The organism is Paenibacillus sp. Soil724D2 (assembly GCF_001427935.1).
Taxonomy (GTDB): domain Bacteria; phylum Bacillota; class Bacilli; order Paenibacillales; family NBRC-103111; genus Paenibacillus_E.
The window spans coordinates 137,272-163,966 of the sequence record NZ_LMRY01000007.1 but is presented as its reverse complement, the minus strand read 5'-3'; the positions used below and the strand labels follow the sequence as shown (position 1 = coordinate 163,966).

General features: G+C 46.5%; 13 protein-coding genes. 12 read left to right on the top strand and 1 reads right to left on the bottom strand.

Features of this window, described 5'->3' with window-relative positions:
• Positions 1-46: 46 nt before the first annotated feature.
• The 12 genes from ASG85_RS09795 (at position 47) to ASG85_RS09740 (ending at position 24,101) form a co-directional block, all read left to right on the top strand.
• Positions 47-3,901, top strand: coding sequence for a carbohydrate-binding protein (locus ASG85_RS09795; protein ID WP_060646106.1), 3,855 nt, complete (start codon positions 47-49; stop codon positions 3,899-3,901).
• A 121-nt stretch (positions 3,902-4,022) separates the two neighbouring features.
• Positions 4,023-5,534 carry a sulfatase gene (locus tag ASG85_RS09790; protein WP_057305592.1) on the top strand — a complete coding sequence of 504 codons (1,512 nt, stop codon included), beginning with the start codon at positions 4,023-4,025 and terminating at the stop codon, positions 5,532-5,534.
• 21 nt (positions 5,535-5,555) lie between these two features.
• Positions 5,556-6,542: a formylglycine-generating enzyme family protein gene (locus ASG85_RS09785; RefSeq protein WP_057305591.1), complete on the top strand. Its 987-nt coding sequence runs from the start codon at positions 5,556-5,558 to the stop codon at positions 6,540-6,542.
• A gap of 91 nt (positions 6,543-6,633) precedes the next feature.
• Positions 6,634-7,560: an ArsR/SmtB family transcription factor gene (locus tag ASG85_RS09780; protein WP_057305590.1), complete on the top strand. Its 927-nt coding sequence runs from the start codon at positions 6,634-6,636 to the stop codon at positions 7,558-7,560.
• Between the two features lie 226 nt (positions 7,561-7,786).
• Positions 7,787-9,124, top strand: a complete 1,338-nt coding sequence (locus ASG85_RS09775; RefSeq protein WP_235550101.1) for an extracellular solute-binding protein — start codon at positions 7,787-7,789, stop codon at positions 9,122-9,124.
• Between the two features lie 80 nt (positions 9,125-9,204).
• On the top strand, positions 9,205-10,146 hold the full coding sequence (locus ASG85_RS09770) for a carbohydrate ABC transporter permease (protein WP_082562402.1): 942 nt from the start codon (positions 9,205-9,207) through the stop codon (positions 10,144-10,146).
• Position 10,147: 1 nt separating this feature from the next.
• Entirely contained in the window at positions 10,148-10,954 is an 807-nt protein-coding gene (locus tag ASG85_RS09765; protein ID WP_057305589.1) for a carbohydrate ABC transporter permease, read from the top strand.
• A gap of 3 nt (positions 10,955-10,957) precedes the next feature.
• Positions 10,958-11,989, top strand: a complete 1,032-nt coding sequence (locus ASG85_RS09760; RefSeq protein WP_060646105.1) for a hypothetical protein — start codon at positions 10,958-10,960, stop codon at positions 11,987-11,989.
• 77 nt (positions 11,990-12,066) lie between these two features.
• Entirely contained in the window at positions 12,067-14,388 is a 2,322-nt protein-coding gene (locus tag ASG85_RS09755; RefSeq protein WP_060646104.1) for a family 43 glycosylhydrolase, read from the top strand.
• A 42-nt stretch (positions 14,389-14,430) separates the two neighbouring features.
• A complete protein-coding gene (locus tag ASG85_RS09750; protein WP_060646103.1) occupies positions 14,431-16,200 on the top strand; it encodes a glycoside hydrolase family 2 protein in 1,770 nt (589 codons plus the stop codon).
• 242 nt (positions 16,201-16,442) lie between these two features.
• Complete coding sequence (locus ASG85_RS09745) at positions 16,443-22,400, top strand: OmpL47-type beta-barrel domain-containing protein (protein WP_060646102.1); 5,958 nt, start codon at positions 16,443-16,445, stop codon at positions 22,398-22,400.
• A 468-nt stretch (positions 22,401-22,868) separates the two neighbouring features.
• Complete coding sequence (locus ASG85_RS09740; RefSeq protein ID WP_057305584.1) at positions 22,869-24,101, top strand: MFS transporter; 1,233 nt, start codon at positions 22,869-22,871, stop codon at positions 24,099-24,101.
• 71 nt (positions 24,102-24,172) lie between these two features.
• Here the strand turns inward: ASG85_RS09740 and ASG85_RS09735 are convergent, their stop codons facing one another.
• Positions 24,173-26,590 carry a beta-propeller domain-containing protein gene (locus ASG85_RS09735; protein ID WP_060646101.1) on the bottom strand — a complete coding sequence of 806 codons (2,418 nt, stop codon included), beginning with the start codon at positions 26,588-26,590 and terminating at the stop codon, positions 24,173-24,175.
• Positions 26,591-26,695 lie beyond the last annotated feature (105 nt).

The window sequence follows — 26,695 nt, the reverse complement described above, 5'->3', positions numbered from 1 at the left end:
TAAAGGTCTCACTGCTAACGGTAACAGGAATAGGAGCTGATGATAAATGAAAAAATGGTTGACGGGACTTCTTGCTTTTGTCTTGATCATGTCTTTTCCGGCTTCAGGATTCGCTTACAGCAATCCGCAAATCGTATCGGACTCATGGCGTTGGGATAATGGGGATTTTTATGGGGAAGGCGATCCGTTCATCTTGAAATTTAACGGAGTCTACTATCTGTACACCAGTACGGTGGACGATAAGCCAGGTGTGAAGGTTTGGTCGTCGGAAGACCTGGTGCATTGGGAATATCGCGGTCTGTGCGCTACGGAACCGGTTACGAAAGGGGCCTATGCCCCGGAGGTTGTTTACTGGAACGGCGATTTTTACATGTATACGGCTCTGCTTCGGGATGACGGTACCACGCAGCGAGGTCATCGCGTGCTGAAGAGCTCCAGCCCTACAGGCCCTTTCACGGCCCAAACGGGCAACAAGGTAAATGGTATTGACGGAGACGTATTCATTGACGATGACGGACAATGGTACTTCTACAGCACGGGCAACGGAAATATCGATGTTCGTCCGATGTCCGATCCGTATACATTCGGTGAGAAATTGAATACCGGAGCCGTGATGAATGGTTGGACCGAGGGTCCGACGGTCATCAAACGCAATGGTAAATACTATATGACATATACCGGAAACCATGTGTGGAGCGATGCTTACAGGGTGGATTACGCGAGCAGCTCGAGTCCGGTTGCGGGCTTTGTGCCGGCCGCATCCCAGAACCCGATTCTTCTCGATGCGGAAGGAGATCATGTCGGGCTTGGGCATAACTCCATCGTTCGCGGTCCCGATCTGGATTCCGATTATATGGTCTACCACAGCCATGCCAATCCGGGGCGAAATCTGAACTTGGACCGGGTCGTGTGGAACGGGGACCAGATGCTCGTGCTGGGTCCTACGACATCCGAGCAGCCCGACCCGGCAATGCCTGAGTTCAGCGACCGATTCCAAAGAAATGGATTGGGCTATGATTGGAAGGTTGTAGGCGGAGGGAATTGGGGTATCCGGGACGGCAGCACGTTGTATCAAGATGCCATGGGTGAACCCGAACAATCTCGTATGCTTATATCCCAGAAAGCGACGGATGACAATTTCACGGCGGAATTCAACCTGAAGCAAGTAGAACAGGGGAACAGTACGAACCCGCAGATGGGTGCAGTTTTCTCCTACAAGAATGAGAAAAATTATGGTGTTGCCGTACTTAACAGTAAACAAAATCGTCTGGAAACTGTGTTCCGCGTAGATGGCAAGGATTCAGAGAGGGTAACTAGCTCCCTTCCGGATGGCTATGATTATACGAAATGGCACCAGATCCGAGTGGAGAAGGAGGGCTCCGACTATCGCATCTATGTAGACGGTATGTTGAAGCAAACCCGTTCCATCGAGCGGCTTGACAAGGGCAAGATTGGTTATACGACTACGGATGCGCATGCAGACTTCGGATATGTCGCGTTTAGCAATAAAGTAGGCGGTAACAGCGCCAACGCCGCTTATAAGCCGATTCCCGGTGAGATCCAGGCAATCCATTTCAACCCGAAAGGTAATGGAAAGCCTAATGGTAATTCCGATCATATCAGTATCTCTGAAGCTACATATGGCGGTCATTATGTCGCATCGTTTAATAAGGGGAATTTACCATATAACGTAAATGTATCCGAAGCGGGAACTTATGATGTTGTGATCAGGTACGCCGCAGCAGCCGATGCGCGAGTGAAGCTTGAACTCGATGAATCGACCGTATTGACGGACACGGTACAGCTCCCCTCGACAGGTGGTGCGGATCAATGGAATAATCAGATCATACGGGATGTCAAGCTACCGCAAGGGCTGCATAAGCTCAAAGTGATAGCAGACGGTGGAACATTCGATTTTGCCTCACTGAAGTTGGGCCGTTCCACTGCAACGACAGCCGTAAACGATGATTTCAATGACGGCAACGATTTCGATTGGACGAAATTTGAACAAGGCTGGCGGGTAAATACTGGGGATGCACCTCCGTTTGATCTTCCCAAGCCGGTCCCGGGCATCATAGAAGCTCCTTTCTACAATACGGGCGGTGAAGGAATAGGATATCATGATAACACCCCTGAAAACATCGGCGGTGCCTATCGAGGTGATTCCGTCGATATCCGTACGAACAATAATTTCAACAGTCTTAACGTCGGTTGGAATCAGGCTGGCGAATGGCTTAAATACAACATCGATGTGAAACACGCGGGAATGTATAAGATCGAAGTAACGGCAGCAACCACGTTCAACGATAATCAAGCGCGTATATGGCTGGACGATCATACGGATTTGACCGGTGCGATTAATATACCGAATACCGGGGGCTGGAACAATTGGCAGACAACGGTGTCCGAAGGCGTCTATTTGCCGGAGGGCCGGCATGCGATTACCTTCGAAACGCTTAAAGGCGAGTATGACTTCGCAAGGCTGAAGTTCGTTTCCTTCGACGTACCCAAATCTCTTCCGGGCGTTGTAGAAGCCATTCATTATAACACAGGTGGCGAGGGTGTCGGTTACCATGACAATACGTCAACGAATATCGGCGGCCAATATCGCAAAGATGCGGTTGACATTCGTGTCAATCCGAAAGGTGGCTGGAACGTCGGTTGGAACCAGACCGGCGAGTGGTTGAAGTATAACGTGGGCGTTGCCAAGCCCGCTGCCTATGACGTCAGTGTCCGGATCGCAACGGGGCTTGACGGCGGGAAAGTTCGGTTGTGGCTGGATGATACGACCGATTTAACTGGTGTCGTGGATATTCCCAATACCGGAGGATGGAATAACTGGAGAAACGTCAAGCTTGGAGACGTAAAGCTTCCGGAAGGCGACCATACCATCAAGGTTGAAATCGTTCAGGGCGAATATGATTTGGCTAGTCTCTCGTTTAATACGTTAAATGAATCCCAGAAGCTTCCCGGGACCGTTCATGCCGTGGATTACATGAATGGAGGGGAAGGGGTCGCGTACCATGACAACACGCCAGAAAACATTGGTCGTCTATACCGTACCGATGCTGTCGATATCCGTATGCTCCCGGAAGGGTTCACGACGGGTTGGAACCAGACCGGCGAATGGATGAAATACAATGTGGATGTCGCCGAATCAGGTCCGTACAAGCTGGATTTGCGAGTAGCTACGGCTATGGATGGCAGCCAAGTCAGATTTTGGCTTGATGACACAACCGACCTAACAGGAATCATTAATGTTCCGAATACCGGCAATTTTCAAGAGTGGATGACGGTAAAGAAAGAAGGAGTGACCCTTCCCGCAGGCAAACACACCATTAAGGTGGAAATTGTAACCGGCGAGTTCGACTTTTACAGCTTCCGTTTCCACAATGACCCGATCGTTCCTAAACAAGGCGTATACAAATCTGTGCCGAAAGGGTATCCGAAATCGGTTATCGGCGATAGCAGCTGGTCGGACTATATCGTGGAGACGGATATCAAGTTGGGCGAAAATACGCAAGCGGGAGGTAACGCAGGCATCATTTTCCGTGTAAACAATCCCGCTGACGGAACGTTATTAGGGCAGAACAGAAACGATTTCCTTCAGGGTTACATCGCATACCTAGCCACAGACGGCGTGCATCTGGGCAAATTCAATTATAACTTCCAGTACTTGACTGGAACGGCGCTAGCAGGTACGGCTGGGAATTGGCAGCATATGAAGGTAGTGGCGAGCGGCACTAGGATCAAGGTGTATGTTGGGGACATGGAGAACCCCCTAATTGATTACACGGATCAAAGCGGGACGGCTTTCACGCATGGTAAAATAGGGGTTAGAAGCTTCAACAGTGAAAGCTTAATCGATAACTTCATAGTGACGCCGAATCCGGCCGAATAAACAGCAAAATCACCCTCTTCTGTGGCCTATCTGGCATAGGAGAAGGTGATTTGTTTAGTATAGAATGATTAAATAGAATGTTTATAATGAAAGATATGAATGGTTAAAGGAGCTGAAGTTTGTGAAAAGACCCAACATTTTGCTTATCACCAGCGACCAGCAGCATTGGAATACTATAGGAGCGTTTAACGAGGAAATCCATACCCCTAATCTGGACCGATTGGTTAGGGAAGGGACGACATTTACGAGAGCATATTGTCCGAATCCGACTTGTACTCCGACCCGGTCGTCGATCATTACCGGCATGTATCCGAGTCAGCACGGAGCGTGGACACTCGGCACCAAGCTGCTGGAAGATCGGCATACCGTAGGGGAGGATTTCAATAAGAACGGTTATCAAACAGCTTTGATCGGTAAGGCTCACTTTCAACCCCTGCGCGGTACAGATGAGTATCCATCGCTTGAAGCATACCCGCTACTTCAGGATTTGGATATCTGGAGAGAATTTACGGGACCTTTCTATGGCTTTGACCATGTCGAGTTAGCCCGAAATCATACAAATGAAGCGCATGTAGGCCAGCATTATGCCATTTGGATGGAGGAGAAGGGCTGTAAGAATTGGCGTGATTATTTTCTCCCCCCAACCGGTACAATGGATAAAAGTATTATGCACAAATGGCCGATACCGGAAGAATTTCACTACAATACTTGGATCGCTGAACGGTCAAATGCTCTGCTCGAGCAGTACAAGGAGAATAACGAGCCGTTTTTCCTATGGTCTAGCTTCTTCGATCCGCATCCGGATTATCTCGTGCCTGAGCCTTGGGATACGATGTATGATCCGGACCAGCTTACGATACCGGCGGTCACACCAGGAGAGCATGACCGGAATCCGCCGCACTTCCGGATGACGCAGGAGGAGAATCCTGATTTCTCCGCGTGGCGCGAAACCGGCCAAGGGATTCACGGCTACCAGTCTCATTCTCTTCAATCCCCAGACGAGCGTAAAAAACTGGTTGCGACTTATTACGGAATGATCAGCTGTATGGACAAATATATCGGCAAAATTCTCAATAAGCTGGATGAGCTTGGTCTTGGAGACAACACGATTGTCGTGTTTACGACGGACCATGGGCACTTCTTTGGTCAGCATGGGCTGCAGTACAAAGGCGGCTTTCACTATGAAGATTTGATCAAGCTGCCCTTTATTGTCCGTTATCCCGCGCACGTCCCGGAAGGCCGCGTTTCCCCGGCGATTCAATCGCTTGTCGACCTTGCGCCCACCTTTCTGTCGCTTTCCGGTATTCCGATTCCTCCAGCAATGACAGGGGTGGATCAAAGCGGCGTCTGGCTCGGTACACAATCGGAAGCCAGAAATCATACCGTTTGCGAGTTCCGGCACGAGCCAACGACCATTCATCAGAAGACGTATGTCGATGTACGTTATAAAATCACTGTATACTATAATCAAACCTACGGTGAAATTTTCGACCTTCAAGAAGATCCCGGAGAGCTTAATAACCTTTGGGATGAGCCGCAGTACGCTGCACTTAAATCTGAATTGCTTTTGAAATACGTTTGGGCAGAGCTGGGAAAAGAATCAATGCCCATGCCACGCATTTGGCACGCTTAAATAGAAAGTGAGGCACAGAGCATGTCAGAACATACTTCTCTCAAACCATCCTGCTGCGGTGCAGGAAGAAACCAGATAGAAACAGGTTTCGTGAAATTGGGTAAGCTTGAGCAGAAATCCGGTGCGTTAGATATAACCGCTGGAACGTCCAAAGATAACATGATTTATTTGCCGGGCGGCTCTTTTCTGATGGGAACGGATGATGGGGAAGGCTTTCCTGCGGATGGCGAAGGACCTGTCCGTACAGTAGAGATCAGTTCCTTCTATATCGACCCGTGTGCCGTTACGAATGCAGAATTTCACGCATTTGTCGAAGCTACCGGGTATGTTACTGAAGCGGAGAAATTCGGCTGGTCGTTTGTGTTCCATCTGTTTGTTTCTCCGGAAACAGCTGCGAAGGTGAATAACAAAGTGCAGCATACACCCTGGTGGTTGGTAGTGGAAGGCTCGGACTGGAGGCATCCGGAGGGGCCGGATTCCAGCATCGAAGAGCGTCTGAACCATCCGGTTATCCACGTCTCCTGGAATGACGCGACGGCTTACTGCCGCTGGGCGGGCAAGCGTTTGCCGACGGAAGCGGAGTGGGAATATGCCGCGCGCGGCGGATTGGAACAGAAACGATATCCATGGGGAGACGAATTAAAGCCGGGAGGTGTTCACCGTTGTAACATTTGGCAGGGGAAATTTCCGGATAAAAATAATCAAAGCGATGGATATGCAGGAACAGCACCGGTGAATGCGTATGAGCCTAACGGATACGGGTTGTATAACGTATCTGGCAATGTGTGGGAATGGTGCGAGGATTGGTTCAGTCCGACATATCATCTGAATAGCTCTAAAGTTAACCCGCTCGGTCCGTCATCTGGTGATAACCGAGTGCTTCGTGGTGGATCTTATCTATGTCATAGGTCTTACTGTAATCGCTACCGGGTAGCGGCAAGAAGCAAAAATACGCCGGATAGTTCTACAGGAAACATCGGTTTCCGCTGCGTTATCAGGTCATTATGACTATCATTCCAATCGAATATGCATCCGTGGACGTATAACACCATTTGTTATATGATACATGTATTCATACAAAAATTCGGGAGTGAATACGATGCTAGAGTTAAATATAGAAAATCCAGATGAGCTTGTTCTTGTAGCCCATGCTTTATCCACTGATTTAAGGGTCAACATCATCCAGCTGTTAAATACAAAGAAGTTGAATATAAATGAAATTGCTGACGCACTTCAGATTCCTGTATCCACCGCAGCTTCTAATGTGAAGATATTAGAAAAGGCTCGACTCATTGAAACTGAGCTGCTGCCGGCGACACGCGGAGCTATGAAAGTATGTACGCGAACTTACCATGACATTCATATCATATTAAATTCACAGTTCTATCATCTTCAGCCGGATAAAAACTGCTATGAGATCGAAATGCCCATCGGATACTTTACGAATTGCCAGGTGTCGCCTACCTGCGGGATGGCCAATACGGAGAAAATGATTATTCAGGAAGATTCGCCTGCCGGATTCTTCCATCCCGATCGCTTTTCTGCACAAATCATTTGGTTCCGCAAAGGATTCGTTGATTACCGCTTTCCGTTGGAACTTCCGAAAGGTGCTAAGATCCAATCCGTTCAGTTCAGTTTTGAAATCTGCTCAGAAGCTCCAAATTATGATAATAACTGGCCATCTGATATTTCGTTTTGGGTGAACGGGGTCGATGTGGGAACATGGACCTCGCCTGGCGATTTCGGAGGGCGAAAAGGGAAATTAAATCCAGGCTGGTGGTCAGAATCTGCTACACAGTTTGGATTGCTAAAAACGTTGAGTGTGGACGGTACCATGACCGCAATTGATAACGTTCAAGTGTCTTCGGTCAATTTGCATCAATTAGTGCTTGGAAATAATAGCTTCATCGATTTAAGATTAGGCGTAAAAGATGATGCGACACATAAGGGCGGTATTAACTTATTCGGCAACAAATTTGGGGATTACGAACAAGGGATCGTCATGAAAGTGTTCTTTACGGTTTAAATGATGGGAAATGAGGTCATACAAACAATAATGTTGTATTGACCCTTCTTTTCGTACAAATAAATTGTAATAATAGGATGAAAACATCCTTTATATACAAAAATACTAAAATAAACGTTGACATAATGCAATGTAAGCGGTATTATTTTCTCATAAGATACATAAAAATGGTTATAATACAGAATTATTGTTTTGTATCTTTCAAATGAAAAAGGGAGCGATTGAATTGAAAACAAAAAAAGTATTATCGTCAATGCTAGGCGCCACAATGTTAGTATCCCTAATGGCAGGTTGTTCAAGTAACAGCGGTGGTTCAAGCACAACGCCAGCCAGCACTGAAAAAGCAGCAGAGACGGCGAAAACGGATAATACCGGAGGTAAGAAAACAGAGCTTGTATTCTGGACGTTGTTTGCGGGCGGCGATGGCGAATACATGGATCAGATCATTAGTTCCTTTAATAAATCGCAGGATAATATTTCAATCAAGAACGTCAAGTTGGAGTGGGCAGAATATTACACCAAGCTCGTGACGGGTGTATCTGGCGGTAAAGGTCCGGATATCGGGATTTCCCATACATCTAAATTACCTGAGCTCATTAAGGCGGGGGTTGTATCTGAGCTAGATACGACTGGTAAGGCCATTAATCTCAACTGGGATAACTATAATAGCAATATTTTGAGTTCCGCTACTGTAAATGGAAAGCATTATGCGGTGCCGATCGATACACATCCGTTCATCATGTATTACAATAAGAAGCATTTGCAAACTGCCGGATTGCTGGGCGCTGATGGCAAACCTACAATGGAGTCAGGTGCTGATGGCTTCGTCAAATTCTTAACAACGCTGAAAGAAAAGCTTCCTAAAGATGTAACGCCATTCGCTTTTTCTAATAATGCGGATGATCCATACCGATTGTGGTGGGCGCTCTATTCCCAACAAGGCGGAAATGACGTTATTTCAGATGACGGCAAAACACCTGCGATTGATACGGATAAGGCAATTAAAGCTGCAAACTATATTAAGGACTTATATTATACAAGTAAAGTAATTAAACCGCAGGATCCTGATTTTTACAAAACGTTCCAAAGCGGCAAAGGTGCCATCATGATGACAGGCGTGTGGGCTACAGGAACTTGGGAAACGACCAAAGATCTTGATTTCGGTGCTATGCCAATTCCTAATATCTACGGGAATACGAAAACATGGGGAGATTCCCACACCATCATCTTGCCGGTAACCGCGAAGGAAGATCCTAAAAAGCGCGAAGCTGCATTGACGTTTGCCAACTATGTTGCTGAAAAAGGCGGCCAAGTTTGGGCGAAAGCAGGTCACATTCCTGCTAACAAAACGGTTTTCGATACAGCAGAATACAAAGGTCTGAAATACCGCAGTGACTACGCAAGTGTAGCAGCTGATGTGGTATTCCCTAAGGTATCAGACAAAACATGGCCTAAGAATGATGTTTTGAAAAAATATCTGGATGAAATTTGGTTGAATAAAACCCCGACGGATGCTGTGTTTAAGAAGATTGATAGCGAGTTAAAAACATTGCTCTCTAAATAAATGCCTTTTAAACCAGATAACAAGCTTGGAGTATCATACTTCAAGCTTGTTACTTTCAAGAAAGAGAGGTGTGATACTGCATGCGTACAAATGAAGTTGATTTGAATAAAACCTCGGTCACCGCCCGTTCACAAACGAAAGCAAGGCAGTGGCGACTGGATATCCTGGCTTTTCTATTCCTTCTGCCTTTTCTTGCCGCATACGTCGTGTTTACGATATTCCCGATGATCAAAGGACTGCAGATGAGTCTGTACGACTGGACGCTAATTAAGAAGATGGATTTTGTTGGTCTTAATAATTATATCGCAATGGTACAAGATGCAAATTTTTGGCGTGCGCTCTGGAACTCAACGTACTTTGTTATCTTATCTACGCCTAGCATGCTTATATTTGCTCTACTGCTCGCGGTCATTGCCAATCAAAAAACGAGACTTCAGAAATTTTTTCGCAGCGTCTTTTTCTTGCCGAGTGTTCTATCGGTATCTGTCGTTTCGTATGTAGGTTTGTTTGTTATACAGCCTTATACAGGCTTTCTGAATAATTTACTTAAATTAGTTGGTATTCTTTCGGTAGATCAAGAGATATTTTGGTTGACGGAATCATCTCTGGCTTGGATTGCCATTACGGCCATTACACTGTGGTGGACTGTCGGGGTTAACATGATTCTGTATTTATCGGCTATGCAGGATATTCCAGATGATATTTACGAAGCTGGGAGACTCGATGGCGCATCGGAGAGACAAATGTTTTTTCGAATGACACTTCCACTGCTAGGTCCCATTACAAAAACAATATTGCTGCTTCAAATTATTGCTTCGTATAAAGTGTTTTTGCAAATTTACATTATTACACGAGGTGGACCGGGTACAGATACACGGCCAATTATTCAGTATATTTACGAGGAAGGCATCAAAAACAACCATATGGGTTATGCAGCTACCATGTCGTATGCGCTTTTTGCCATACTCCTTGTCTTGTCGTTGATCCAACTGAGAATGAGTACGAAGAAGGAGGCGGTCTAAGATGCGGGCTCTTCGCTTGTCCTTATCGGTGCTTCTTGCCCTGTTTTTTCTAGTTCCCATCTCATGGATGCTGATTGTTTCTATTAAAGATGAAGGTATGAAGATTACAGGTGTGCTGGATTGGTATAAACCGCCTTACACCTTTGAGACATATGCGTATATTTTTCAAGAAACGTCTCTGTTAAGGTGGATGTTCAACTCCCTTGTGGTTGCTATTGTCGTTACATTGCTAACGCTGTTGGTTTCTTCACTAAGCGCATTTGCCTTGTCCAAAATCAAGTTCCGTTATCAAAAGTTCATGTTCGTCTTGATCTTGGCTGGTCTTTTGATCCCAGGCGAAGCGATTCTCATTCCGCTTTATCAGGTTGTGAAAGAACTGGGGATGTTAGATTCTTATCAAGGATTAATTTTACCGGCGGTGGCCTCTCCATTTGCAGTTGTTGTACTGAAAAGCTTTTTTGATGCAGTTCCCAATGAGCTGCTTGAAAGCGCTGAGATGGATGGGGGGAGCAAGTTAAGGGTTTACGCCAGTATCGTGATGCCGCTCGCTAAACCTGCCTTGGCCTCCATTGTCATTCTTACGTTTATTGCGCAATGGAACAACTTCCTATGGCCGTTTATCGCGATTACATCAGAAGAACTGTTTACTCTACCGATGGGGATTCCTACCCTGATGTCCCAGTACTCGGAAGATTATGTAAGACCTATGGCCATTAACTCGGTAGCATCTATTCCTGTCATGGTCGCGTTCTTGTTCTTCGAGCGGCAAATTGTGAAAGGTCTGAGCTTCTCGGGTATAAAGGGGTAATCCATGAATAAAGAAAGAGATTACAGCATCGACATCTTTAAAGGGTTATTGGTCATCGGGATGGTGTACTGTCATATTTTGCAATTTTTCAGCAATCCCATGGTCTTTACGGGAGCACAACGAGTGATCGATGTTGTTAATATAGTCACTTTTACAGGTTTCGTATTTAGCTTCGGTTACGTTGGCCAATTAGCCTATTACAATAGACCGTTCAAAGCAGTTTACGGAAGAATGCTTTCAACCGCGTTGAAAACGTTAATTGCCTTTTATATTTCAGGTACATACTATCGCTTGTTCTTAGATCGAAAGCCCCTATCTTGGAGCACAATCAAGCCTATTCTGATTCTTCAAGATATTCCTGGTTGGTCGGAGTTTCTGATTTCTTTTTCACTTATCATGTTGGTCGGGTTGGTCTTATTTAAGCCATTAACTTGGTTAGTTGAGCGAAAGTTCAAATTTTGGGTGGTCGTCGTTTTGCTGCTAGTTACTACGTATCTACCCTATGACAAAGTGACCGTGAATCAGTTAGGGCTATTGATTGGCACAAGAAAGTTTGCTTCTTTTCCCGTAGTGCAATATTTTCCCTTCTACTTGATTGGGATGTATGCCGCACGCTACAAGCTGGGGTGGAACTGGAAATTTTTCTTTGGTTCAGTCGTCTTATCAGGCCTATTCATCACTTATGTGATAGCGAAACATGGGCTTCCGGAGCGTTTTCCACCGTCCATATTTTGGATATTAAGCTCTGCATTCTTAATATATGTGTACTTCTTAGTTGCAAAAATGTTGGTAAATAGATTGAGATATACGGGCTTCTTGCTCGTTCTAGGGCAAAATGTGCTGCTATATTTACTTCTGAGCAATATGATGATTTTTACGTTAAAACATAATCAAGGGCAGCTTCTGTTAAGCACGATGGAATGCCTTTGGTTTGATGTCGGTATTCTTTTATTGATTAGCTTTTTTATCCGGATCACGATAAGTACTAAATTGGGTGCGATGGTCGCTTTGAAATCGGAAGGTGTAAATCATTGAAGAGATTGGTGAGCGTAATGGTGACGATCTGTTTGGGTGTATTTCTAACTTCATGTCAGGGAGAGGGACCTAAGAGAATGGAGCTCGAACGCTGGCGTCAAGTTCCCGCCTATAGTAATCCCATGGAGTTAGCTGGAGAGTGGGAGGATTACGGGATTGGCGATCCATTCGTTCTCCGTTACAACGGTAAGTACTATTTGTACTGCAGTACTCAGGATGATCAAATTGGGGTAAAAGCGTGGAGTTCTGCAGATTTAGTGAATTGGAAACCGGAAGGACTCGTTACTGAGGAGCTAATAACAAAAGGGGCGTATGCGCCGGAAGTCGTCTACTGGAACGGTTACTTCTACATGTACACCTCACCGGGAGGCGGCGGTCATTATGTGCTCCGCAGCCAGAGTCCCACAGGCCCTTTTACGGTCCAAACGGATAATTTGGGGATGTCGATCGATGGCTCTGTATTTATTGATGACGATGGAAAATGGTACTTTACCCATGCTTCCGGTCGAGGCATCTTGGCTAACGAAATGTCAGATCCTTATACGTTTGGCCCCGATAAGCTGATCCCGGAAGCCTATTTGCAGCACTGGACAGAGGGCTCATCGATCTGGAAAAGAGAAGGAAAATACCTAATTACCTATACCGGTAATCATGTCTTCAGCACAGGTTATCGAATTCAATATTCGATTTCAGATCAAGGACCCTTAGGTCCTTATCGGACGCTGGAAAACAATCCATTCGTGATCAGCACGGACGATAAATTTAATGGACTAGGTCACAGTTCTACTGTTCTAGGGCCGGATCTGGATTCCTATTATTTGGTGTATCACAATCTGGAAGGCGCATCGACGTCAGGCCCGCCTGTACGCAAGCTTAATATCGACCGTTTGCAGTTTAATGGGGATCGTATGTCTCTACTCGGTCCTACCTTCGCGATGGCCCGTCCTGTTGCCAAAATGCCTGACTTTTCGGCCAAAGAAGTGGTCCCCGGAAGTACGGTTGGTTGGAAACAAGAGCAATTGCGTGATAAAACGATTGTCGTGAGCGACTCTACAACGGAACAGGCATTTACAGCTGAATATAATTTTCACGCATTGTCGACTGACGAAAGTTCTACTCATATAGGCGTTGTATTTGCATACGAGAATGAGCGAAATTTTATGTTTACGGACGTGGATTCGCAAAGTCATGAGCTAATCGTACAGCGGGTTAATGAGGGTAAGATAGTCCTTGTGGGAAAAGCTCAAATCCCAAAGGAAACGGACCTAACCAAACTGCATACGATTCGGGTAATAAGTGTAAATGGCAAGATTCAGGTTTATTGGGACAATATGCATAAGCTAGAGGTAGATAGGCAGATTGCCGGAGGTAAAATGGGTTACATCTATGCTTCTGCATCGAAGTCCGCTCCTGCTATGTTATTCACGGGTTATAGCAATGATGCGGGTGGAAGCAGTGATTATGAAACCGTCAAGCCTGTCCCAGGGAGTATCGAAGCGGTACATTATTTGAAAGATAAGAACCGTGGCTATTCAGATTCCTTAGCCAATGAGCATCGAGGAATTGCAGCGGATGATGGCAGTATGGCAGCTGTTTTGCCGAAGGCCGGAGATTGGCTGCAGTACCCTATACAGGTGAAGCAGGCAGGAACCTACGGCATAGATTTGGATATGCTGCCATCGGATGCGGAGACAACGATTGAAATAGCTGCTGGAGCAGAAAAGCAGCAGTTTATCGTACCAAAGCGGAACAAAGCGGATCAAGCTTGGGAACGAACCCGCATTGGAAGTATGGCATTGAAAGAAGGCTACGCAAACCTGAAAATCAAAGTTGTCCAAGGTTCGCTTTCGTTCAAGACGATGACGTTCTATCCGGGTGATGAAGCGTTCTCTCCAATAGACAATGTGCCTAAAGGTATGGTGGGGATGTGGATTCCTGTAGATGGCGGTTATGAAACTCGCTCTCACGAATATATAAAAACATTCGCGGGAAGTGAAGACTGGACGGATTACCGGATGGATGCGGAGTTCCATTTCCCCACGATGCCGACAAGCGATGCAGGCTTGCTGATCAGATCTGTTCATGAATCGTACTATCCGCATCAAGTACAAGATGCCTTCACAGGTTATTATGCGTTTGTGAACCAAGATGGACTAACACTTAAAAAAGTGAATTACGGAAAACAGGAGATTTTGAAAACTGTGCCTCTAACGATTCAAAAAGATACGAACTATCAAATCAACGTTCAGGTTACCGGCAATCGTATACGTGTATATTGGAACGGATCAAAGGATCCTGTTCTCGATTATCAGGACCCGAGAGCTTATACACATGGCAAAATCGGTCTGCTTTCCAACCATTCCGATATTATTTTTCATAAAGTTTCTGTTTCGAAGTGAAATGCGCAGTTGTAAATACAGAGAAGATAGAGGAGTGTAGATATGACAACTAAGATGTATATCAAAGATTATCCAAGACCGCAATTCGTTCGTGATTCTTGGCTCAATTTGAACGGGGAATGGGATTTCCGTTTTGACGATAATAATGTAGGGGAAATCGAAAAGTGGTATAAACAGCTTAACGGAGATCGTAAAATAACCGTTCCTTTCACTTATGAAACGAAGGCGAGCGGGATTGGAGAAGAGAAGTTTCACCCGAATGTATGGTATGAGCGTGCGTTGGATATCCCGCAGGAGCAAGAAGGGAACCGGGTTATCCTTCATTTTCAGGCCGTAGATTATTTAGCTAAGCTATGGGTTAATGGTGTTTTGGTCGGACAACATCAAGGCGGGTATGCAGCTTTTTCTTTTGACATTACACCGTATCTTCAGTTTGGCGAATCCAATACCCTCGTGTTGAAAGCGGAAGACTCACAAAGCTGCACACAGCCAAGAGGCAAACAGCGTTGGGTTGATGATAATTTTGAGTGCTTTTATGTGCAGACAACAGGCATTTGGCAAAGTGTATGGGTAGAGTATGTAGCAGCATCGTATATAAAATCTGTTAAGATGACGCCTGATCTCGATAATTATTCCGTTCGCTTTGATTATCAGGCACACATAGCTGCCAAATCGAATAAATCGAAACAACTCCGTTTGGAAACTCGGATTAGCTTGAAGGATAAAGTTCTAAAGCAAACGAGTCTCGTTATCGATCGGCCGTGGCTCCAACTGGATATGAATTTATTACACGAAGTGAACGGCCCTTGGAAGGTTCGAACATGGTCACCGCAAAACCCGAACTTATATGATGTGGAATTTATCCTATATGAAGATGATCTCATCATTGATCATGTGTATTCTTACTTTGGTATGAGAAAAATTTCGATTGAAAAAGGAAAAGTACTTCTTAACAATACGCCGATATATCAACGTCTTATTCTTGATCAGGGTTACTGGCCAGACAGTCACTTGACTCCGCCATCAGAGGAGGCGTTGATTGAGGACATTGATGCAATCTTGGCTATGGGTTACAACGGGGTAAGGAAGCATATGAAAATTGAGGATGCCCGATTCCTTTACTGGTGTGATGTGAAAGGCGTGCTCGTCTGGTCCGAAATGGCGGCAACCTTTGAGTTTAACGATGAGGCGATTGAAACATTCACATCGGAATGGACGGAAATCGTCCGCCAGCAGTACAATCACCCTAGTATCGTGACATGGGTACCTTTCAATGAATCATGGGGGATTGCACAAATTTACACCAACGTGAGACAACAAAAGTTTACGGAAAGCATCTATCATTTGACTAAATCAATTGACCCGCATCGGCCTGTTATCGTAAATGATGGCTGGGAACACACCGTTTCTGACATCCTGACATTACATGATTATGAGGAGAAAGGCTCTGCATTCTTAAAGCGTTATACAGACAAAGCTGGACTGCTGAACAACGAATTCTCATTCAATAAGGGGAAATACGCCATGGCCCAAGGATATGCCTATCGCGGCCAACCGATTATGATCACTGAATTCGGAGGCATTGCATTTAATACAGGGAAAGGCTGGGGCTATGGGAATCAGGTTGAGAATGAGGAAGCCTTTATCGAGCGCTTTAGGAACATTACACAAGCGATTAAAGAGACAGAATATATTAGCGGATATTGTTACACCCAAATAACCGATGTTCAACAGGAAGTCAACGGACTGCTTACAGAGGATCGGAAGCCTAAGATACCACTCGAACTGATCAAAGAGATTAATCTTGCTTAAGGTTTAAAAGAAGGACATGGCTTGTTTGTGGAGCCATGTGCTTTTTTTTTTGATTTTGGAAGCGCATTCAACATAACTGTTTTTTAAACAAAGAGAACGTTTTTTTACATGGGAAAGAAGAAAAAAACCATCTATGATGTGGAGAGGAAAACATTCCCAATGGGACGGAGGTGTGACGTTACGCAACGTGAACAGACATCATTGAAGAAGGAAAAACAACACATAGAAGGCGAGGACTCAGTATGATGAAGATGAAAGTAAGTCGAATTGTAGCATTTCTATTGTGTGGTCTTATGATTTCCTACAATATGCTCCCAACTCTGCCTTATGGTGAATCTGCAGCCCATGCAGCAGAGGTGTTTGTAAAGAAATTTGATTTCGGTTCAGCGAGCAGTCCGGTCATGGCAGGCTATAATCAAGTTCATGATCAGTTGACTTATACGAAGGACCGGGGATATGGGCTTGAAACAGCGCTGCCAGCGGGAGCCTCAAGGAATCGGTCAGGCGGCACGGATTTGACGAACGATTTTATTTTGGGAACGCCCTTCACGTTCTTAGCGGACGTGCCAAACGGCAATTATTACGTGACGATTTATTCGGGTGATCTGCTCGCAGGTACGTCCACAACGAAAACGACGGTTGCCCTCGAAGGGGTGACAAAAGGGACGATTTCAACGAAGGTAGCTATTGCACAAGCAACCTACAGCACCACGGTAACTGACGGTCAATTAACAGTTGGCATCTCTACAGGCTACAGCGGCACAGGTGCTGGCTATTTGAACGGCCTCGTCATTGAACAGGTGCCAGCGGCGACGGCGCCTTCGGCTCCTCAATCACTCGCTGTAACCAATATTAATTCCACTCCTGGTGCAGCCTCCGTATCACTCGGTTGGAGCAGTGTTACGGATTCGGTCTATTATAACGTGTACCGTGCGACGAATAGCGTCACGAATTATGATTTTATCAAACAAGTGATGGTAAATGCTTACACTGATACGGCTGTTTCTGTAGGAAATACATATTCTTATCAAGTAACTGCTCTGGGGGCAGGTGGTCTTGAATCTGCTGCAAGCAGCCCGGTAACGGCGGAAGTGAAACAGACAGTTGCAATTCCGGCTGCTCCTGCCAATTTGATTGTAAGCGGTGTCACATCGGATAAAGTGTCCTTGCAATGGTCAGCATCGAATGGAGCAACGGGTTATACGGTATTCCGTTCGGATTCTGCTACCGGAATCTACACCGAGCTCGGCATGGTAACATCGACAACGTACACCGATTCTACGGCCGACACATCGGCTGTTCACTATTATCAGGTAAAAGCAACGAATGCGGCAGGGGTGTCTGATGCCTCGAGCGCGGCAGCAAGCACGGTATATGTTGCGGCTAATGTGCTCCCGTCTGGATTGCCGTTGAAATTAGATTTCGGTCCTGGGGCTATAGCTGACGGCTATTTCGGTATAACGACTCCAGTGGCCTACTCAGCCCAGCTGAAATACGGATTTGCCAATCCTTCGCTCGTCAGCTCTGGTAACAGCGGCACATCGGATCCACTGAAATCTGATTACCTATCGCCAGCTGGCACTTCCTTCAACGTGGATCTGCCAAATGGAGATTACGCTGTTACGGTTACGGCAGGTGATGCCAATGCGGCATCTGAAGTAGCTGTTTCCGTAGAAGGAATGACGGCAAACAAAATTGCGCTCACGCCTAAGGCAGCTGGTGAATATTTGGAGCAGACGTTCGAAGTCGCCCTGGTTGATGGTCAGTTGAATATCAGCTTCTCGGGTTCTGCGCCCAAAATTAATGGGCTTGTCATTTCAAAGCTAGCGGATCGAGTGGCTGGAGAAATGCCAACAGTTTATATCGCAGGGGATTCTACGGTACAGACCTACGATTCGTATTGGAAGCCTCAGGCCGGTTGGGGGCAAATGATTTCCCGCTACTTCACTTCCGACATAACCTTCAGCAATCAGTCCATCGGGGGTCGTAGCAGCAAAACGTTCCTCACGGAAGGCCGTTTGGATACTATTTTGCGGGCGATCAAGCCGAATGACTACTTCTTGATCCAATTCGGTCATAATGATGCGACGATCTCCGTTCCTGAACGGTATGCATCTCCCGAGGATTATAAAAACTATCTGAAGATATATATCAATGGCGCTAGGCAGCGTGGTGCGATACCGATTTTGGTAACGCCTGTCGGTCGCAGGGACTTTAACGCGTCAACCGGCATCTTCAATGTCAGCTTCCCGACATACGTAGCTGCGATGAAAGAACTGGCACAAGAAATGGATGTCAAACTCGCGGATCTCAGCGCATTAAGTCGGGCGTACTATGACACTATCGGCCCAATTGGTACGCTTGCTGTCTTCCTCCATGTACCCGCTGGAACCTACACTGCCTTCCCGAGCGGTAATGCAGACGATACGCACTTCCAGGAATATGGCGCAATTCAAATCGCGCGTCTTCTGTCAGGCGGGATTAAAGACCTGAATATTCCACTTTCCTCCTATGTCACGGATGTTGCTCCGCCTGCTGCAGTTCCATCGAAGCCAGTCGGCATAGTGGCAAGCAGTGTGAGCAATGCAGGAGCTGTATTGACATGGAATGCAGTAGAAGGTGCGGATATTTATAAGATTTATAGAAAGTTATCATCTGACACCACTTACGTCTTAGTTGGTACGTCGACAGTTCCGACGACTACGATTCAAGGTATGACGGAAGGGCTAACCTATGACGTAGTTGTTACAGCAGTAAACGGTAAAGGTGAGTCCGAGCAGTCAGAAGTCATCGTCATCCAAACCAAGCATGCGACGATTAAGTTCGACTTCGGTTTGGCTGCCTCTCCAATTCAAGATGGTTATACTGGCATCAATCTTTCCAGCACATACACAGCAGCAAAAGGCTACGGCATCAAGGACCCAACAGGCATGATTGGCCGGGATCGTGCTACCGGTACGGACCTGCTCCGTGATTGGCTTGGCTATTTCAATGTTGGCTGGGAGTTTATGGTGGATCTACCGAATGGTCTTTATTCCGTGAAGCTTTACGTTGGCGATTATCTGGGAAGTGCAAGAACGACCGTTGCCATCGAAGGTACAGACTTTGGGACAGTTACAGCGGGCAACAAATCCGTCGTTGAAAAGATAATTGCACAGACTTCCGTTAGTGATGGACAAATGAACTTCAAGTTCGGCGGTGCAACCGCAATCGTAAATGGTTTGGAGATTACACCGATTTTAATGGCCCCTACAGCTCTGAAAATCGATGCGAAGAATACAGATCCGGAAAGTCCTTCCGTTTCCCTGTCGTGGACAGGGGTAGAGGACGTCGCGAAATATCATGTTTACCGCAAAGTAAGCGGTACGTCGAAGTTCCAAATGTTGGGCAGCACAACGACGAGCACTTATGTTGATAACACTGTTGATGTAGGGATGGAGTACGATTACCAAGTGACGACAGTGGACCTGGCCTCAACGGAAACCGGTCCATCCACATCACTCACCGTATCCATGATTAATCCCAATGTTCCTATTCCTGCAATACCTGTTAATCTTCAAGCGGTGAGCGTAAATAAAAATGATCTCACCTTTAGCTGGGATTCTGTTACTGGAGCCAAAACGTATAACATTTACCGTGCTGAGTCTAACAATGGCACTTACGAATTGATTGGCAAAGCCCGTCAATCCAGCTATACAGATACGACAGTGCTTACGACGATTCCTTATTACTACAAGGTTTCAGCCGTAAGCGCAGGCGGAGTATCCGGGCAGTCTGAAACACTGGCAACGCCAGTCGTAACTGTACTGAATCGGCAGGCTGAATATCTCGATCGCGCGCTTGTAGCGGTCAAACAAGTTAATGGTGTCTATGTAGGCTGGAAAATGCTTGGCACAGACCCATCTAACATCGCATTCAATCTGTACCGCAGCGGTGTCAAAGTAAATGCAGAACCGATCACAGGCGCAACAAATCTGCTGGATGAAGCGGGAACAGAAACGTCTGTATATCTTCTGAAAACCGTTATCGGAGATAGTGAGAAAGTGGCTTCGAAAGAAGCATTTGTATGGCAAAACAATTATTTGGCCATACCGCTCCAGAAGCCGGAGGGCGGCATAACGAAATCCGGAGAAGCCTATACCTACAGTGCGAACGACACTAGTGTTGGCGATGTGGATGGCGACGGCACGTACGAGTTGATCGTGAAGTGGGATCCGTCCAACTCCAAAGATAACTCTCAGGCAGGATATACCGGCAACGTCTATGTTGATGCCTACAAGTTGGACGGTACTCGCCTGTGGCGTATCGACCTTGGACCGAACATTCGTGCTGGAGCGCACTACACGCAGTTCCAGGTCTATGATCTGGATGGCGACGGCAAAGCGGAAGTCACGTTCAAAACAGCCGATGGCACGATAGACGGAACAGGTATGGCTATTGGTGACGCAACGGCCGATCACCGGAACAGCAGTGGTTATGTGCTGGAAGGACCTGAATATTTAACCGTCTTTAATGGCTTAACTGGAAAAGCAATCGCAACGACGGATTACGATCCGCCTCGTGGAGTCGTTTCGGATTGGGGCGACACTTATGGCAACCGGGTGGACCGTTTCCTGGCAGCAGTCGCTTACCTCGACGGTGAGCATCCGAGCTTGATTTTCAGCCGTGGCTATTATACAAGAACGGTGATTGTTGCCTACGATTTCAAAAATGGCGCATTGACGAAAAAGTGGCGTTTCGATACAAACGATGAAGGACTTGGAGCTGCCTATACCGCACAAGGAGATCATAACTTGTCCATCGGCGACGTAGATGGCGACGGCAAGGACGAGATCACATTCGGTGCCATGGCCATCGATGATGATGGTACGCCGCTATACAACACCGGACTCGGTCACGGGGACGCGCAGCATCTGGGCGACCTGGACCCTTCCAGACCAGGGCTAGAATTCTTCAATGTGCATGAGCATTTAGATTCTCCTTATGGTATGGACTTCCGGGATGCGAAAACGGGCGAAATTCTCTGGGGTGTGTGGACGGGGATAGATACCGGACGCGGCATGTCGGCGGACATCGATCCGAACTATTTGGGCGAAGAGGTATGGTCTGCAACAATAACGAATGCGCAGCATATTCCGATCTCCGGTCTTTACAGCGCGAAAGGCGAATTGATCAGCACGACCATTCCAAGTTCAACGAACTTCGGCATCTGGTGGGACGGCGACCTGAACCGCGAGCTTCTAGACGCCAACCACGTTGATAAATGGGACTATGTGAACCATACGACGAACCGGTTATTTACAGCTGAAGGGGCGTTGTCAAACAACAGCACGAAATCAACGCCGAACCTGCAAGCCGACCTTTTTGGCGATTGGCGAGAAGAAATCGTGTGGAGAAATACAGATAGCTCAGAGCTGCGCATTTATACGACGAGCACTATGACCAATACAAAGCTGCGTACGCTAATGCATGATCCGATATACCGCTTAGGAGTCGCTTGGCAAAATACCGGTTACAACCAACCGCCTCATACAAGCTTCTACCTTGGTGCTGGTATGGAGGAACCGGCTGCGCCGCATCTTACGATAGTTAACGAGCCCGTACCTGCCGTACCACCAACAACTACCGATGACGCTCCTGTAGGCTGGGTGAATAAAGACGTCACAGTAACTCTCAAAGTCAGTGACAGCGGATCAGGCGTAGGCGGCACCTACTACACGTTGAATGGTGGTGCTGTGCAGCAAGGTACTTCCATTATCATCACAGAAGAGGGTACGCATACTCTCACTTACTGGAGCGTTGATAAAATAGGTAACGCTGAATCTCCACATACGGTAATTGTGAAAATTGACAAAACGGCACCTACAGTCAATCTGGTTCTGGATCAAACTGCTTTGTGGCCGCCAAATCACAAAATGATTACCGTAAAGGCAACGATTAGAGCAAATGATAGCCTTTCTGGCAACGCATCCATCGTTCTTACATCCATTACAAGCAACGAGCCTGATAATGGGTTAGGTGACGGAGATACGTCAGATGACATTCTAGGAGCAGAAATCGGCACATTGGACACAGAATTTATGCTTCGTGCAGAGCGTTCAGGTAAAGGGAATGGGCGTACATACACCATCACCTATACGGCTGCTGACTTAGCAGGAAACACAACGACCCAAACAGCTGCCGTTTTAGTTTCTCCTTAATCATCCGGCAAATAATGATGTTAAGCTGAATCTGAAAACACCTACGATAATAAATGAGTGGTATACCGTACTTAAAGTTTTCAAAGAAAAAGATCCGTATGGAAACGGCAAGCCGGATGACTGCTTTTTACCGGTAACTGGGGTCCCGGTAACCTAACGAAGTTGTTAGATTTTTCACCTGGTTTTGGCGTTCTTGGCGGATCCTACAATCGGTATTTGAAGCGGTAAACGGTTGGAATATTTATAAGGCGGGACACCGTTGTTGATCCTGCAATGGGAAAGCAAGCTTAAATCCGTGGTCACTCGCGGATAAGGCTTGCTTTTTGTGTTGGTGTGTAGGCAGCAACAGTATATCGCCATCGCTCGTACTTTGTCAGGAGATTGGCTTCGTGTTTCTAATAGACACCTATCGAACATACGTGCTATAATTGGAAGATTCTGAGTATCATCATAGATTGGAGATTAGGTATGAATCATTCGTTACTTCGGAATCGGACATTTGTTTTCATGATGATCGGAGAAGCCATTCAAGGCGCAGGTATTTGGACAAGTATCATTGCTAATTTGCAATTTATGCAAAGCCACGTCCCGTCTGATTTAGGCAAGAGCTTGATCTTGATGTGCGGTTTATTTCTCGGTGTACTCATTTCGCCGCAAGCCGGGGTGTGGGCAGACCGCTATGATAAGAAAAAAATATTGCTTATATCAGGGCTTGTCCGCTGTCTGGCTCCGATTGTCATGTTTGCGGCTATACACTACCAATCCGTCGCCATCATGCTCTTGTCCGTCGTCATCATGCAAGTAGCGGCTACTGTTTATATGCCTACCGTACAAGCAGCACTGCCTTCCGTTGTTCCGGCCTCAGAGCTGCTTAAAGCGAACAGCTTAAACTTTAACGTGATTACAATGGCGAGAATAGGAGGCACTGCAGCAGCAGGTATATTGGTTTCCATGATGAATTTGTATACGGTCTACGCGTTGTCGCTTGTTTTTTATGTCATCCTAGTGATGCTTATTACACAATTGAGGATTCCCAATACTGCGGATTCCGCGGCTGCAAGAAAACAGGAGAAAATCCGCTTTACGGAGTTGTTTCCGCTCATTCGGGCAGAACCGTCAATATTCATCGGACTTATCAATAGCGGGGTTATTACTTTGTTTCTGGGCGGTTTTAATTTGCTTGTACTGAAGTTTAGTCAAATTCAGCACAAACCGGAACTGATGGGCTGGATCTATTCTTTAGAAGGCACCAGCATCTTAATTGCTGGCATATTCGCAAAGCGTGTGATCGGCATGCGGAATCTGGTAACCAGCTCAACGTTGTTTATGTTACTATTTGCGCTTGCTTTTGCAGGGATGTCCTTCAGCGAGAGCAGCTATGCAGTTCTCGGCTCTTTCGTAATGTTCGGTTGCGCAGTCGCTTTTTTCTTTCCGATGGTATCCACACTATTCCAAATCAAAGTGCCCAAAGAAGCACAAGGCCGCTTTTTCTCATTTCGAGGCATGCTTGACCGCGTCATGTTCCAGATTTCGCTGCTTGCGACCGGCGCTTGTCTCGATTGGTTCGGGATCTCCACATTTTTACTTACGCTCGCCATTCTTACAATATCGAGCGGGATCTTGACGTTGTTCATTGCCAAACGAAAATCAATGGACGTCCGGCAACCGATCACTGTAGACACCGTTGCGGGCGGGAAATAAATCAATCTAGAGAACGAACAAGCCCCGATCCTTGTAGGAATCGGGGCTTGCTTTATTAGTAGTGAAAAAGACTACGGAATTACCACCGAGTTCTTTTCCTGCAGCGTGCTGAGGTCGTTCGCTTTGATTAATCCGTTCGAGACGGTGTACAGCGTGTCGCCGATATAAAGAACGCGCTGTACCTGTTTGTCGCCGGCATGAACGTATTGTCCGGCTTTTTGCAGATCTTCCTGAGTAAGATGGGTTATGCCGCCGCGGAACTGGAAGCCTTTTTCCAAATCAAGGTTGTAGACGTACGCACCTTGGAAAGCAAACTTGCCGTATGCGCTAGCAGGCATCCTCGGATCGTTTGTCGTCTGATTCGGATCGATTTTCATCACGTTAACGGGGAAGGAAAGTAGATTTTTTTCCTTGTTAAAGAGCAATGCACGGTGATTGTGCAGTAGCTCGGAATCCGTACCGCGGTCACCGATCAACTCCTTAAATTTTTCCTTCGGATTATTCACATCAGTTACATCGAACAGCGCCATTTTCATGCCTTGGTAATAGGCAATAGACTGCGGGCCATTCGGATTTTTGATGTCCACCTCGATCGTATCTTTCCCGAAGCCAATAATGTGGTTTTCGTCATATGGATGCAGATAATCGCTGTAGCCAGGAATCTTCAACGCACCTAACAATTGCGGTTTAGCGGGATCCTTTAAATCCATGACGAATAGCGGGTCGGTGTTTTTAAAAGTAACCATGTAAGCACGGTCTCCCATGAAACGGGTGGAGTAAATCCGCTCTCCTGGAGCGATGTTTTCGATCTTGCCTTTCTCTTTCAGGTTCCCGTCAAGTATGAAAATATGATTCTTCGAGATCCCATCATCCGTCCGACCCATTTCGCCTGTAGTTGTAGCAAGCCGGAAATGGCCGTTATACTCATCCATGGAAAATTGGTTGAGTAAGCGTCCGGGCACCTTGCCTGTATTCTTGTACTCTGCTTTTCCTGCGTTCAGCCCGAATTGATAAATGATCGTTTCTTGCTTAGGAAGTTCATACGGCTGGCTGGCTTCGTTAGGCTCACCGATTCGTATGCCTTGTGCAGGAGCACCAGCGGGTATCCTCAATGGCTGGATTCGCATCTGTTCATCATTCGTCACGGCCATATACAAGTTCTCTTCAGATGCGTACACGTTCTGACCGGAGCCGAGGTAAGAAGTGACATTCATCGTCTGCTTCAGTTCATTCAGATTGATGCCTCCGATGAGCACGTAGTTAGGCTCCAAGGCTTTTGGCAAGTAATAGACCTGATTGAGCGGAATAGAGGTAAAGGAATCGCCCGCCGCTGAATCCCGATAAGCAGGAGTAAGGGCAGTTTTCGCTTTTTCTTTATCCGCCATTTCTCGGTACTGGTAGTAATTCACGTACTTATTGGAGATAAAATAGAGCGACGATCCGATTTTGCGGGAAGAAACGTAGTTTCCTTCAAGTTCAGCTTCCTTCACAAGCTTCAGGCTGCTCCGATCGGTGAGGTCGTAAACCATGACCTTCGCGGTTCCCTGTGACCTCATCGGCAGGATCATTTTCATCTCAGTGGCGCCTTCTGCACCATCATAAGGGATTCGTTTATAGTTCTGATAAGAATTACCAAGCACGATCAGATGCTTGTCATCCACGTAGATTTCACTTGGCTGGAACTGAGTGTCTTGATTTCCCGGGAAATCAAGAATGCTCAGTATTTTCATCTGGTCGGCGGGATAAGCCTGAGTGACTACGATACGCTGCTTGTTTACCGTATAGATGTACGTTCCATCTGTCTTGACGACATCGGATTCATCCACGCCTTGCACTTGCACATTCGTGCTGGAGTAGTCGGGTGCCGCTGCCCTGGCCGAATCTTGGACTGCAGCAGCAGCACCGGCACTAGCTGGAGCCGAAGCGATACCGGAGGTGGTTTCAGATTTAGCTTGTTTGGTTAGTAAACTAACTCTGGCGGACCCACTGCTTTCATTCTGCGTCAAAAGTGTGACCAAGTGGTCATAGGTACCGACTACAGGCAAGCTGTCCGCCTGCTTCGTGATGTTCACTGAATTGGTAGCGGAATCCCAGCGAACAACATGATTTGCGCTTTCCATAAAGAAGCGCAGCGGAACGTACATAGATCCATTTACCATTTGCGTGCTGCCGTAAATGGTGTTTGCTTTACCGTTCACGTAGGCAAAATCCGAATTCAATGACAGCTTAAGCTCGTACCCGTTCCCAGTAACAACGGCAAGCCGCTCGGCTTCATTCCATGTCACTTCCATGCTTAAAGCCTTTGCAAGATCTCGAACAGACGCCATTAGAATACCGTCTATTAATTTAGGCTGCAGTGAGAACGTGATCGGCTGGCCCTCAAACCGGACAACTGGTGCCTGATTGGCGTTAGTGGTAACGGGAACAAAGGCGGACGTTAAGATCGTAGCGGATAGCAGGAGGCCGGCGGCCAAAGCTTTTTTCTTCATCTTCTTCATCCTTTTCATGTGTTTTGAGGATTTCCATTATTTTCATCTATATCCTCTTAACGGATGAGCTTTCTGATTTGTTTCAGTGGTTCGAAAATATTTTAA